This is a genomic window from Bacillus sp. 1A, from assembly GCF_052682215.1.
Map to the genome: position 1 here is coordinate 3,984,993 of NZ_JBQYLZ010000001.1, position 14,498 is coordinate 3,999,490.

Genomic DNA, 14,498 nt, shown 5'->3' on the forward strand with positions numbered 1-14,498 from the left:
GTTTAACACGTATCTCATGATTCTTTTCGTCACCTTTCATTTTAGGAAAAAGAACGATGCCCCCCCGCTCGAGCCTGTTCTTCTTGATTTTTCATCCGGACGCACAATGCTTTGTAGTTTTTCAACTCCTTCACCACAAGTCTATGCATCTCCTTTTCATCGATGTCTTTAAAAAATGTCAATTGATTCATACGATACGGTTCCCCTCCGTTCGATCTGATTACTCTTTAGGACGTTACTTCATTTCTTTTTGACATTCTTTTAAATAATCGATAGCCTCTTGAACCTGTTCTTTTGTTGAAAGTAATTCCATCACATTGCCTTCTGTGTTATAAACACGAATCGTTCTTTGATTAAACTCCATCCCTAACATCCCATTATCACCTAAAAGCTTTACGTTATCCTCCATTCTCCTAACCTCACTTTCAATTGAATTTTTAATTTCATGTTTCTTTGTTTTACCAATCCGTATTGCATCTTGAATAGTAAGTAAGCTAGAACTTCCAATCATTTTTCTTTTCCCTTTAAAATACAATCTGTATCTCGGATGCTTTGCATAACCTAGACCTTTACCTCTTTTTTGTATTCCAGCCTTATTACTCCACCATCAGGATACCTGTATATGGATTGTGACCTTTCATGTTCAGCTCTCATTTCCCTCTCCCCCTGAATAAAACTCAATATTCCGTAAATACTATAGACACATGGTTATCTTTCCTCTATTTTTCTTGGGTGAGCAGTTAGCTTTTGCTGGCTGCTCTTTTTATGTTTTAAGTGAATAAAATTTTAAACATGCTCTAACACTGCAGATAAGGCTTTAAAAAGTCGATTTCTCCCACTCTAGCTTTCTTGGTTGAGAGCCGAGCAGTTAGCTTTTGCTAGCTGCTCTTTTATATTGAGTTAATAATAAAATTTAGGTCTTATTCCTTTTCTACATCATATATTTTTAACCTAACCATCCAGCTCAAAGTGTTACCTCCTATCTTAAAGAGCACTGATGCATGATGCTCTTTTTAGTTTCCTTATTTCTACAAAATGAAATTTTTATACAAAATACACACAACTAAACTCACATAATTTCATATGATATATTGCATCATTTCTTTTTAGAGTGGATAGTCGTTACAGAAGGTCGCTTTCCGAAGCGCTTTTTTTTAGTATCCCCTGCACTAAAAAAATTTTGAATCATATCTTGATTTCGAGAACACTCACAAGTCATAGGTTTACAATAAGTCTTGGTCAGAAGAGCACTTATATATGGTGCTCTTTTTGGTATGGGGCTCCCGTTACCAACTCCATTTATGGATCAGGTGCAGGTACTCAACAAAACAATGGGCAAACAATTCTCACTTTAGCAGCAGGTGATATTCTTACCCTTAATAATCATACTTCCGCTGCTGCGATTACTTTGCAGACTTTGGCAGGTGGAACACAAACAAATGTAAATGCTTCAATTATAATTGAAAAGTTAGATTAATTTAATCATTTGTTTCTCGAAACTCTGGCAGTAAACAATCTGGAGTGGATTCCTTTTTCCACCAAGCAGTTAGCTTTTACTAGCTGCCTTTTTTGAATTTGTTCGAATAAAATTCTAAATTATGTCCAATACTATAAACGGGCTGATACAGCTTGAATTCACAGTGACCTCTGTAATGTTCTTTTCCCCTTTCTCTGAGGGCCGAGCAGTTAACAATTGTTAACTGCTCTTTTGCATTGGGTTAGTTATAAATTTTAGGTCTCATTTCACTTCTACACCATATAATTTTAACCTAAACATCCAGCTCAAAGTGTTACCTCCTATCTTAAAGAGCACTTATATATGGTGCTCTTTTTTATTTTGTTTCCTTTCATTACTGAATAACATTTTTAACCATGTCCATACTATTTTTGTAACTTAAAGTTACAAACTATTGCTGTAAGCGCAGCGTTTCTTTTGTACAACGAGCAGTTAGTTTTATTAACTAGCTGCTTCGTTGTGCTAAAGAAAAAAATTTTTAACTGCACACTTAGTAAGAACATACATAAAATATAATGCGGTATTCTTTTTCAATATTAGTTTTGGTTATGGAGCGCCTTAAAAAGCGCTCTTTATATTTGTAATAAATAACCCTTTTGTTCAAACATACTCACGATTTATATAAACTAAGCATATATTTATATAGACAAGACATAGCTTTTTATTATACATGCACAATTTTCATGCATGTTTTTTCAATATAATAAGGGGTTTATTAACCATCTAAGAACCTAGCTTTACCAAGATAGATTCAAAATTTCCCATTTCTCATGTATAATACCGTTAAACAATCGAATTCTACAATCAGTAATGGAGGCATTTAAATGGGTAGTATTGCAAAATTATCACAACAACAATTAAACCTTAAACAACAATTGAACCCTAAAAACTATCCACAAAAGGATAAAAAACTGAGACGTCGTCTTTTACTAGCAATAGCTTTTATGCTACCTATGATTATTTCCGTCCAAATCTCTCTATATAAGCAAGAGCAAATAATTAAGGAAAAACAAATTTTACTTAACAACGAAAAGAAAAAACTATCTGAATTAGAAATGCTTGGACGCTATTTTGACAACGATATTAAAACTTTAACAGAGAGCGAAGAAGGTATTTTAAAATTCGCAAGGAAATTGTATGGATTTTCTAAGCCTAATGAAACTATATTTCAAATAGCTGAATAACCTTTTTTAAATAACTATTTTATTAAAACTTTTCACCTTTTAACTGGACAAGCATATCTTATTGTATGGAGGCATACGCTCATAAAAATCTACCTTTCTTGTCAAAAAGCATACTTATATGTGTATTCTTTTTCTCTTGTTATGAAATACAGATTTTTGTATAAAACTGCACCTCTCTAAAAACGATACATACAATATGATGTGAAACCTTTTTTCTAAATAAGTCTTGGTCATAAAGCGCCTTCCTCCAAAGGCGCTCTTTAATTTTCAAATACCATTTTTAAGCAATTACGAGAGCGGATTTTATTATGTTGTACAAGCACTACTTCGCTTTATTAAATAAACTATATAGACATCTAAAAGAAAGGAGCTTTAAATTCATATGGCTGATTACTTTTATAAAGATGGTAAAAAGTATTATAAAAACCAATCACATTCGGACCATCAAAAAAATAACTGTTTTGTTGAGACTCATACAATCGGTGGTTCAGGAGAAAATTTAAATGGAAATATACCTATATCTATTGACCTCCTAAATACCACTCCACAAACAGTATTTGAAGATTTCACCAACAATCACAATAAAACATTAATTCAGTTATTCATTGTCGGTATGAGTGCACCCGTTCAAGTAACTATTCTAACAAGGAGATCTAGCATACCAATTACTACTACATTACAGCCCGTTCAAACAAAAATATTTCAAGTTGAAGATTTTCAAAGTCTTACTCTTACAAAGCAGGAAGGTCCTACTAGTGTAGTTAGTTTATTTATTCAAAAAACATTTTGTATCTGCTGTAACGATAATAACGATTCATGTGATGAATATTACCACGAGTGCAATTAATAGATTAAATTACCAAAAGGACCCTTTATATAAAGGTTTTTTTCCTTACACTCCCCTCATTTTTCCCTTTTTTATTAAAAATTCTAAAACATGTTAATACTATAGATACACCAAGGTTGAATACGAATGACCATTGTGTTCTTCTTATTCACGGAGCAGTTAGCTTTTACTAGCTGCTCTTTTATTTCGTTCTAGTTCTTGCTTCTTAAAGAACTCTTTAAATGCGTTTTCCTAATAAGTACACATATCCATTCCCCTGTTCTACAAAATGAAATTTTTACCATAAAGATAATTGTTAAATATTTTACACTTATACATTATAATAGAATAGTTATTGTATATTGGTATTAAGAGGAGCAACCCAATTAAAGGCTCCTCTTTTTTTAATAACATTGTTACTGTAATCTTCCTTTGTATTTCTTCTTGATCTGCCGCTTTAGTGAACCTCTCGTATACTGCAAACCTAGTACTATAAGGTCATAGCTATTTTCAAGGCGATTAATAATCTACTTTACGATCCCCTCTAACAGGTTAAAAAACTATTATAAACAAACTTCAATATAAAATGCCTTCGCTCTCTTTTCCACATGTATGTTAACTCTAGAAATTACTTATTTTCTTTAAAACACTCTTGTTACTGGTTTGTTTTTCATATATAAGTCGTACCCTTTTCCCTCTTCGCGCCACTTTATATTTTTATCATATACAATGAAAATCTCTTTTTCCTTACCTATTACTTACAAATTCCTTACATCCGAAATTGCTTTTATAATAGTGCTGCAGGAACCACTGTGCCCGAAAGCGCAAAAAAAGAAACACCAATGTAATTTGCTTTGGTGCTTCTTTTTCAAGCTTTAAATTTTGATTATTTTTCTTGCTATGTAACACAAATTACATTGTGCTATATGATACAATCCTAATGTTGTTAAAATCACTTTTTTAAATGGTAAATTTATACTAGAAGGTACTCATATCCAACAGTTTAAGAAAAAGAAAAGTCTCAAAATAACTAAATGTAGAGACAGAAAATTTTCATTTAAGGATGACTTCAAAACCATTAACTTAAGAAACGGATATTCTTCAGAGCAAAAAATAAGAAGGTTTCTTTCAAAATGTATGGAATTTTTGTTCTGGGGGTATTCATATTTGTTAACTGAATGAGCATGGGCTATTTATCTATATTTTCATTTTTCATACCATAAATAAAAATACCAGTCGTTATAGACTGGTATTATAGAGCTAATGTTTTTTTAATTGATAAATGTAGTATTTTTTACTTTCCAGTCTTCAAGTTTAATGAAAACCCAGAATGAATAGATTCCTAGAGTGATAATTGATAAGAGCAACCATTTTATCCAATTACCAAACAAGCCTACAGCAGAACCATTGAATTTCATACGGTGCCCGTTAACTACTGTATGATTTATTTTCCAACCATAAACCATACATAAAGCCCAAGGGTAACAAATACCAAGGGTAAAAACTGTAATAAGTACACCAAGGATACTTCAACCAATAAAGCTGAATAATCCACCATCAAAAAATGAGTGGCGACCATTTTTTAATTCAGAACCGATTTCCATAAAAAAACTCCTAACATATATATATATTCATAAAGACAAAAACAAATTATATCACAATAAAATGGTTTCAGGTCTATAAATCGTAATATAAAGTAAAGTAAAAACATCTTACAGAAACAAAGCGCCTTATCTCAAGTGCTTAATTTTGTATACTAGAGCGGTGCATTTAATAAAAATAGTTACATAGTTTTGTTACATTTTAAAATTAATCAATAGTAATAAAAATAGATTATTAAATTTACTAACCCCAATAAATAGTTGTTAATGTTGTGCTTACTTCCACCATTTATACTGACTTTCACATACTTCATATAATGTAAGAGCATGAGCAAAAACTCGGATATGACAACAAAAGGTCGTAAAAAATACGGGGAGAAAAGCATTAAAATCGGCAGTTGTTAAAGATGGGATAAATGTAGGTAAATGGGGAGTCTTTGGTGATATGGCTACATTTATGGACAGATATTATACAGCGTATAAGAATTACAATGTGAAAAAGAAAAGATAACGAGGAGAGAAGATTATGTATTGAATTTTTTAAAATTCTTTTTGGATCGAGATGTTTAATCCAGAAACGTAAATATTTTCATTGGATTGGTTTTGTTCTTATTGGAAGTGGATTCTTAGTCTTGGTTGTAAAAATTTATAAGGTGGTAAGATTTTTTTATGATTAAGTTTAATTATATGAGAAATATGAAAAAAGAAAGAAGGGCTGATAGAAGCCCTTCTTTTTGGTTCTGGTGCAATAAATTTACTTACGAAAGGCAAAGATCGCATAAAGGGTATAGAACATAAAAAAGATATTCGATTGTTGATTTGAAATAAAGTCACAATGTTTATAAAAAGGTGAGATAAATTGTTTCTTTAAATTAAAGGATGCTAAAGGTGTTTTGATTAAATTTTTTTATAAAAATTGTATAATGCTTCACAAATGGATTCCTTTTTTCTCTTATCAATATTCATATGTTACAATAGTACCAGTTGTATCAGTAGTACCATTAAAACCACTAAAACAATTTGAACAACTACCACAGCCACCACAACCTCCGCAGCCGCCACAACCAAAACAGCCGAAGCAACCAATACAACGGAATCCACCACAACGAAATCCACCACAGCGACCTGCACAACCTCCACAACGACCACCACAACCTCCACAGCGACGAACAGCATCTTCAATATAGTAATATGGATATTGGTTTTGTTGGTCCCAATACACGATATTTCCAGGCTGGTAATCATTAAGGCTTAACGCTTGTAGTTCTTGTTGAAACTTATTCATTTTCATGACCTCCGTTTATAAACTTCAACCTTTTCAATGCTTTCCTATATTTCTGTTCGTTAAATCTAAGTAGAAATAGCGCTATCAACTAAGTTCAATACGTACACCTACAAAGTATGACCTATCACTAGATAATGCACCTTGTTCATATACCTATTTTTAGGTTATTTTTCCCATAGGCTCATTTTTATAAATTGAAAAAAGACGCACTTAGATCGGAGGGCACTGAAAAACTTACGTTTTTCGGTTTATAAACCGGATGCAAAACAAGAAAGGCGACTTTTCATTCAATTTTGAATGAAAAGTCGCCTTTCCCTTTATTCTTTTTTACTTTGTTTCTTTTATCAAGGTTAGGATTCGTTTTAAATTGACAGCGAATATAGCCATTGCACCTTGCATTTGCATACCAATCAGACCCGAGGAAGATGCCACATCATACCCATGTCTATGCTTAAGTTCACTATTTTTCGCTTCAATTTTATAACGTTCTTTCCCCTTTTCTTTAAAATATGCACTTTCTTGAAATGCTTGTTGTTCCTTATGTTCAGTAGATTTAATTGTCACAGAATATGTTTTACTTTTAGCGCCTTCTTTGTAACACCCACTTTTGAATGGACATACTTTGCATTTTTCAATATCAAAATAGTAGGTATGACTTTGACTATTGTTTGTTCCCTTTTTACCCGTACGTGCTCTACGAACGGCCATATGTCCAGCTTTACAGACATACATACCCGCATCTTTATTAAACTCAAATTCATCTTCTTTTTTACGTGGCCCTTGTGTCACAATAGGGTTTAATTTCGATACTAATTGTAATTGATTTTGGTTGGCATATTGAATATTATTTTTCTCAGAATAAGCAGTATCTCCAATAACTGTATCAATTTCCATCCCTGTTTCACGACTTTTTTCAATCAATGTTTGAAGGTATTTTCCATCGCTTTTTTCACCCGTTGTAATCACCGCAGCTGTAATGATGCGTTCTTCATTCATCGCAATATGTGTTTTATAACCAAAGAAAGAAGAATCCGCTGTTTTATGTCCAATTCGCGCATCAGGATCTTGCGAAAATTGGAGGTGTTCTTGGTGATCTTCTACGATTTCTTTTAAATAATTCAGTTTCTCTTTCACATTTGGATATTCACGAATGATTTCCTCTTTTTCTACTGTTTCAATTACTTTTTGACAATATTCAAGTTCGTCACTTAAGTCATCTGTCATTGTTTTTGGTGGGAACTTTCCCTTCATTCCTTCGTCAACTTGATAAACAGCTTTGCGGAGTAATTTGGATTTCTCCATTACAAATTCTTTCGGCGATTTTTGATTGAAGCGTGCTTTTGTATGTGTGGCATCAACAATAATAGATTTATTTTTAATCAAGTTTTTTTCGAGTGCAATTTCCACTGTTTTTTGAATGAGCATGTCAAGTAACCCTACATCTGTCAGACGAAGCTTGCGGAACTTCGTTAATGAACTAGGGTCAATGACCATATCTTCTGGTGCCATATCTAAGAAATATTTAAAGGACATATCGTATTTTGAGCGTTCCACAACATCTACATCTGATAAATCAAAAATAGATTTTAGTAATAAATATTTAAACATACGAACAGGCGGTACTGCATTGCGACCGTTATCGAGACAATATTTATCTTGTAGTTCTTCTAAAACAAAAGAAAAGTCTACCAGTTCATTAAATTGACGAAGCATATTATCCTTTGGTACAACGATATCGTAAATCGCCATAAATGGACTGAGGTTAAGAGATTGTTGATTAGAAATCATCCGAGACACCACCTAGAATTAGTATAATTATTATACATGAAAAAAGCGAAAGCTTCCTCGATTTCATCGAGGAAGCTTTCGCTTTTTAAACTATAAGGACTTTTTCAGTGCCCTCTTAGATCGATGCGTCTTTTTGCGATACTTCTTTTGTGAAATCATATACATAAGTATTATTCATACCTGTGAATAGCAATACCTCTACTCATTATCCAATTACATCTTTTATTTCTGTATTGACTGGCCACTTTTCTAAAGTATAGGCCATTTCCCAAAATGAATATTCATATTGACTGCTAATAATAAAGTGCTGTTTCATTCGATTTCGGTCTGCCTCTGTTACTTTTTCAGCGATAGTGTCTAATCGTGTAATTTGCTCTTCAACTAGCGTACGGAACCAATCAGATCCATAAGCAGAAATCCATTCGTTATAAATTGGCTCTTCTGGCTGACACTCTTTTAAACGTTCACCAATTTCATAATACAACCAATAGCAAAGTAATATTGCTGCAATGATATCACCTAAATGTCCTTCATACGCAGCACGATACATATGTGAAGTATAAGCGTATGCAGTTGGAGCAGGGATAAAATTCTCTTTTTCTTCTTGAGTTATCCCTAGTTTCTTCGCAAAATTCTCATGTAAAGATAATTCTGCTTCATATGTATTTTGAGCATGGTGTGCCATACGTGCTGTTGTTTCTAATTCTAGAGCCTTTGCAGCTCCTAACGTTTGTACTCTAGCGAAATGACTCAAATAATATGAATCTTGAAGCACATAATAGCGAAAACTAGCTAAATCTAACGTTCCTTCACCAAGTTGTTTTACAAAAGGGTGATGAAAACTAGCTTCCCAAATTGAATCTACTTCTTGACGTAATGATTGTGAAAATGTCATTTAAATCCCTCCAATAAAGTATAAAATTTAAGTATTTACCCACAGTTATTAAATCTGTAAAATAAAAAAACTTTCTTTACAAACGTAAAGAAAGTGAAATTGACAGTATTTATTCATAAAATAGTAATGTCTTCCCACTTCCCTACGCTAGTATTAACCAGATCAGGTACTAAGAGTCTCAAATTCTCATTTGATCTCAGCCTATAATAGGCCCCCCTAGTGGATAAATATTTAATTTTCGTATTGTATTCATCATAGCATACTTCATGTTACTGTCAAAAGTATTCATGATACTGCTACTTAAAACCCTTCTTCTTTTCTTACTTTTAATGAAGTTTCAATAATCATATCTAATAGTTTACTATAATGAATACCAGCTGCATCTGCACTTTTCGGTAGTAAACTTGCTTGTGTCATCCCTGGTAATGTATTAACCTCCATTACATATGGAATTCCGTCCTTTACCATCATATCCACCCTTGCATAAACGCTGCATTTCAATGCTTTATAACAAGCCAGTGACGCTTTGTTTACATGTTCCTTCAATTCAGCTGGAAGTTCGATAACTTCTTCAATTGTACTAACATCATCATATTTTGCATTGTAATCAAAGAACTCCGCTGCATGTCGGATTGAAATAATAGGTAACTGTTTTCCATCAAAAATTGAACATGTAATCTCATCACCTTTTATATACTTCTCTATTACTACTTCAGAATCCCATTCAAACACAGTTTCCAGCATTGAAATTAATTCATCTTTATCATATACAATCTTTACCCCAACACTTGATCCACCAGAGTTTGGCTTTACCACTAACGGAAATCCTAACTTATCTAATTCATCAAGATTTAGATCCGCCATTTTTGTAAGTTCAATCCAATCGGGTGTTTCTATACCTTCATAGCGTAAAATCTTTTTCGAAATATTTTTGTCCATACATATACCGCTAGATAACATATTGCTCCCGCTATAAGGAATACCTAAACTTTCAAGCGTGCCTTGAACCGTCCCGTCTTCCCCGTATTTTCCGTGTAATGCGAGGAGCGCAAAATCAATGTCTTTCGCTTTTTCGATTAAATCCATTTTTTCATTTAACGTAATTGGTACGATTTCATATTTATTTTTATCTAAATTTGCAATCATTTCATTTCCAGTCATAATTGATACTTGTTTTTCAGAGGATACTCCACCCATAATAACGCCAATTCTCATTTCCTCAACTCCAAATTTCATTTTTTATTGTATCACCGATTATTTTGATTCCACGAACTATTTCTTCTTCTTTCAGACGTGAAAACCCTAATCGAAAAGTAGTCGCTCCTCCTCCATCAGAATAAAAAACATCTCCAGGAGAAAATGTAACCCCTTGCTCATAACACTTTTGTAAAAGTGTGCGGGCATGAATTTTTTCTTCTAACTCTATAAATAAATGAAGTCCACCATCACCGGTCATTCTTTGAAACGGAATGTACTCGTTACACGCCCCAACAGCTAACTCATATTTCTTCTTATAAACTGATCTTGCCTTTTTTAAATATTTTTCAAAATATCCTTCATGTAAATATTGAAATAGAACAGCTTGATCTAACGTAGATGTGTGAATCGTTCTTGCTCTTTTTACACTTTCTAAATGATGAATCAGTTCTTTATCGGCGATGATCCAGCCTACACGTAAACCAGGGAAAAGTACCTTTGAAAAGCTACTAATATAAATTACATTATTACCAGCGCCAGCAAAAGTTAATAATGGTGCTAAGTGTGAACCTGAATAACGTAGCTCTTCATTAAATCCATCTTCTATAATAGGAACCTTATATTTGGAGAATAATCTCATCAGTTCCGTTCTTTTCTCCGAACTCGTAACAATACCGGTTGGATTATGATAGGAAGGAATTAAATATGCGAAATCAAACTCTTTTTCACGCAAACTTTTTTCTACTTCGTTCGTATCGATGCCATCTTCATTCATATTAATTCCGTGAACTTCAAGTCCATGTAAACGGAAAAGCTTCAATGCAGCATGGTGAGTTGGATTCTCACAAATAACCCGCCCTGATTTCTTCGATAACGAGGATAGCACGATGTCTAATCCTTCTGTAAATCCATTTGTAATTAAAATATCTTTGTTCGAAATATCTACACCTTTCATTTCCATATAATGAAGTAGATAATTCATTAAAGGTCTATAACCTTTTGCGTATCCGTAGTTTAATACGACATCCCCTTCAATGGACATACGAGTAAGAAAAGCTCTTTTGAAATTTTCCACATCAAATAGCTTTTCGTCCGGAGCAATGCTATTAAAAACAATCATTCCTTTTTCCCAGCGAACACCATGTTTCATTAAATCTAATTCATCCGCTAATAAGGTAACTGTATTAAGTTTATATTTCCAATCTATTTCAACAGACGAAGTGTTCGATATATCAACCTTCGCTACAAAATTCCCTTTCCCTTTAACTGCATAAATGAGTCCTTCTTGCTCTAAATCCGCATAAGCAGCGAGTACAGTATTTCTGCTCACACTTAGTAATTCACTTAGTTCCCTAGTTGAAGGGATTTTTTGATCCCCGAGCAAATGACCTTTCATAATCATCTTTTTCAAATAATCTTTCAATTGAATATAAACGGGACGATCTTTCACAACTTTAAAATCTTTAAACAATTCCTTACCCCCTGCAATCATTTTTGCATATTTATTTCATTCTCAAAAGGTCCACTACATATGTATTTTTTATAAAGGGCGGTACGGTCTTATAAAGTGGAACTTTAATCAATGGGGCTGATTATCACCCACTGATTATTATCCCTTAGTAACAGGCATTTTACTGCCTATTACTAAGGGATAAATCTTTGCGGTATAAGTTAATTACATCTTTTAAAGCTGCTGCTGCGGCTCCACGTGGATTGGAAGCACCACCAATTGTAGTAACTTGCCCCATCGTATCTGTAAAGAACGTAATTCCTTTTTCTGTTCCATTTACTTTTGCTAGTGGATGATCTTTATCTATTTCGTACGGTTCCACATGAAGAGCCACTTTACCATCCTTATCCTTATATGCTGAAGCTATTAATTTAATATATTTATTTTGTTCTTTAGCATTTCGAATTTGTTGTTTTGTAACATGTTCAATACCCTTTATATGTATATCAGTAAGCGTATTTTCTGTTCCCATTAAACTGTTTGTCAAAAGTAACAATTTACACACACTATCAGAACCACTTACATCTAATATTGGGTTCGTTTCAGCAATTCCTTTACTTTGCGCTTCTTTCAGTGCTTCTTCAAACGTAATATCTTCCTCATTCATTTTCGAAAGGATATAATTTGTAGTCCCGTTTAATATTCCTTCTATTTTTTCAATATGGCAACCAGCTAAACTAAATTGACCAATATCAAGTGTCGGTAATGCCGCCGCAGTTGCACCACTATATCGAATTCGTACATTTGCGATTTTTGCTGCTTCATTTATTTCTCTCCAGTTTGTAACGAGTGCGCCTTTTGAAATTGCTACAATATCCATATGTTTCTCAATCGCTTGTTTTATATATTGTTTTCCTGGATTTCCATCTTTAAGGTTTGTAACTGTTGATTCTACTAATACAGTTCCACTTATGCTAGTTGTTGCTCGTTCCTCTGGATGATGTTCAATGTATTCTTCAATTGCAGCGCTACCGCCACCATACATTAATAAGTGATGAATAGATAATCCATCCTCATTATGTATTGCAACATTTCTACCTAATACAGCGCTTACCACTAAATCTATTCCATATGATTCATTTATATATAAATATTTTTCATTTAATAATTTTATAAACTCTCTTCCTACTGTCCCATATCCTGATAATACAACTTGAACTTTCATAATATCCCCCCATATTTTTCTACCATATCCCTCTTTCAATATAATATAAAGCGCCCTCGAATTCCATCGAGAGCGCTTTATTATTACCTATTTCGGTAATCTTGATAACTTTTCTGCAATTGTTCTATAAAACTCTTGAATGCTAGAAAAACCTAACGTATCTGAAACACTAAGTCCTACCATATCGAGATGGTCCCAATTTACTTTTGTTTCAATATGATTCCATTTTCCAATCTCTAAAGGCTCATTTCTATATACAATGGCATTAGATGAGGGCGCGACCATAGAATTTGTATTTACTACACCGTCATTTTGCCACCAAGAAGTATCAATTAATGGTCGGTTTTCTTCATATCTTGCATAGGAACCTAAGAAAAACGCATTACCCATTAACACCTTATTCATCGTTATATTAGGTAGATGTAAACCGGTTATAGGTGCAGCTTGCGATGCCTGTCCACTATAGGATAAGTAATATACATTCGATTGCGTCTTTACCCAATTATTTAACTCATTTGCACCATCAGTACTTAAATCCCATTGACTAATGTCTTTTGTATTTTTCCAAATTGAACTATTTAAAATACGATCAGTATATTGGAAAGGGGACTCTCCAGCATTCTTTTTTAACCCCCATTGATCCAATTTAAAATCGTATAATGATAAATTATTGTTTCCTCCTAAACTTGCAGCTGTAATGAGTAAATCTTTAACGAACGGCAGTAGAAGACTACCATCCGCAAGTGTTGTGCCATTGTGAGGAGTTGCTAATGTTGTAACACTATGAACATATGATTTCTCTCCCTCAAATAGTGGTGATATATTTGTGTTCGGATGATTTTTCACATAATTTTTTTCTTCAAAACTGCCTTCTTTTAATAGCTGTACTAATGTTCTAATCGTTTGTCCACCCATGCTATGCCCAACTAAATGAACTTTATTTATTTCACTCCAATTTGGCACAAAACCACTATAAGTTCTACCAAAACGATTATGTCCATGTTTCTCAGCATGTGCGCCACCGTAGTCTACTGTACCTCCATTAATTTGCGCATATAATTCACATGCACGATCCCAGTTACTAGAAACAGGTCCAACAGCTGCGGTATGTACCGTATAACCTTTGCGTTTCAAATCTTCTTGTATATCATGAACACCACCCCAATATTTAACCCCTAACATTTCCTCTCTACCCCACCCAGCAAATCCATTCACTAGTATGATAGGATAATTATTTTGTTGTTTCTCTTCAGCGTAAGTTATTTTTGCTGCGAATAAAAACACAGTCCCTATTGCGAATAAACATATTTTTAAAAATAATTTCCCCATGCTTCCTCCCCCTAATAAAACGTTTACATTTCCCTATTAAAAATGAGTTCTTAACTTAAACATAATGTAAAGTATTTTATATACATTGTATATAGAGAAAACATACACAAATGTTGATAAATATTAATTCAAGTGAGGAATTACTTTTTACAATATAACTTGTAAATCCGATTATTTGAATTTATAATTAGATTTAGTTTCC

General features: G+C 33.2%; 11 protein-coding genes, 2 pseudogenes and 1 riboswitch. Of the genes and pseudogenes, 3 read left to right on the plus strand and 10 right to left on the minus strand.

Going from position 1 to position 14,498, the window contains the following annotated elements; all coding sequences use genetic code 11:
- Positions 1–41: 41 nt before the first annotated feature.
- Entirely contained in the window at positions 42–191 is a 150-nt protein-coding gene (locus ACUN0F_RS20385; protein WP_264461573.1) for a hypothetical protein, read from the minus strand.
- Positions 192–235: 44 nt separating this feature from the next.
- Positions 236–511: a hypothetical protein gene (locus tag ACUN0F_RS20390; RefSeq protein ID WP_264461616.1), complete on the minus strand. Its 276-nt coding sequence runs from the start codon at positions 509–511 to the stop codon at positions 236–238.
- Between the two features lie 756 nt (positions 512–1,267).
- On the opposite strand from ACUN0F_RS20390, the pseudogene ACUN0F_RS20395 reads away from it, so the two are divergent.
- The 3 genes and pseudogenes from ACUN0F_RS20395 to ACUN0F_RS20405 all read left to right on the plus strand — a co-directional run.
- A pseudogene (locus ACUN0F_RS20395) lies at positions 1,268–1,477 on the plus strand (BclA C-terminal domain-containing protein); the annotation flags it as partial.
- Positions 1,478–2,340: 863 nt separating this feature from the next.
- On the plus strand, positions 2,341–2,700 hold the full coding sequence (locus ACUN0F_RS20400) for a septum formation initiator family protein (RefSeq protein WP_137053810.1): 360 nt from the start codon (positions 2,341–2,343) through the stop codon (positions 2,698–2,700).
- Between the two features lie 382 nt (positions 2,701–3,082).
- On the plus strand, positions 3,083–3,547 hold the full coding sequence (locus tag ACUN0F_RS20405; protein ID WP_097856939.1) for an exosporium protein D: 465 nt from the start codon (positions 3,083–3,085) through the stop codon (positions 3,545–3,547).
- Positions 3,548–4,797: 1,250 nt separating this feature from the next.
- On the opposite strand, the pseudogene ACUN0F_RS20410 reads toward ACUN0F_RS20405, so the two are convergent.
- The 8 genes and pseudogenes from ACUN0F_RS20410 to ACUN0F_RS20445 all read right to left on the minus strand — a co-directional run bounded on the left by ACUN0F_RS20410 (position 4,798) and on the right by ACUN0F_RS20445 (position 14,296).
- Positions 4,798–5,130: pseudogene (locus ACUN0F_RS20410) on the minus strand (DUF898 family protein).
- Between the two features lie 952 nt (positions 5,131–6,082).
- Positions 6,083–6,412, minus strand: coding sequence for a heterocycloanthracin/sonorensin family bacteriocin (locus tag ACUN0F_RS20415; protein WP_098201564.1), 330 nt, complete (start codon positions 6,410–6,412; stop codon positions 6,083–6,085).
- Between the two features lie 327 nt (positions 6,413–6,739).
- Positions 6,740–8,200, minus strand: coding sequence for an IS1182-like element ISBcy1 family transposase (locus ACUN0F_RS20420; RefSeq protein ID WP_445539017.1), 1,461 nt, complete (start codon positions 8,198–8,200; stop codon positions 6,740–6,742).
- Between the two features lie 205 nt (positions 8,201–8,405).
- Positions 8,406–9,095 (minus strand): thiaminase II, encoded by a 690-nt coding sequence (gene tenA, locus ACUN0F_RS20425; RefSeq protein ID WP_445539111.1) that lies wholly within the window; start codon positions 9,093–9,095, stop codon positions 8,406–8,408.
- Between the two features lie 122 nt (positions 9,096–9,217).
- Positions 9,218–9,323, minus strand: a riboswitch (TPP riboswitch).
- A 72-nt stretch (positions 9,324–9,395) separates the two neighbouring features.
- Positions 9,396–10,310: a D-alanine--D-alanine ligase gene (ddlB, locus tag ACUN0F_RS20430; protein ID WP_445540028.1), complete on the minus strand. Its 915-nt coding sequence runs from the start codon at positions 10,308–10,310 to the stop codon at positions 9,396–9,398.
- A 4-nt stretch (positions 10,311–10,314) separates the two neighbouring features.
- The gene (gene pdxR, locus ACUN0F_RS20435; RefSeq protein WP_445540029.1) at positions 10,315–11,763 is read right to left on the minus strand and encodes a MocR-like pyridoxine biosynthesis transcription factor PdxR; all 1,449 of its coding nucleotides are present in this window, start codon (positions 11,761–11,763) and stop codon (positions 10,315–10,317) included.
- 160 nt (positions 11,764–11,923) lie between these two features.
- Entirely contained in the window at positions 11,924–12,967 is a 1,044-nt protein-coding gene (locus ACUN0F_RS20440) for a homoserine dehydrogenase (RefSeq protein WP_445540030.1), read from the minus strand.
- An 87-nt stretch (positions 12,968–13,054) separates the two neighbouring features.
- The gene (locus ACUN0F_RS20445) at positions 13,055–14,296 is read right to left on the minus strand and encodes an esterase/lipase family protein (protein WP_445540031.1); all 1,242 of its coding nucleotides are present in this window, start codon (positions 14,294–14,296) and stop codon (positions 13,055–13,057) included.
- Positions 14,297–14,498 lie beyond the last annotated feature (202 nt).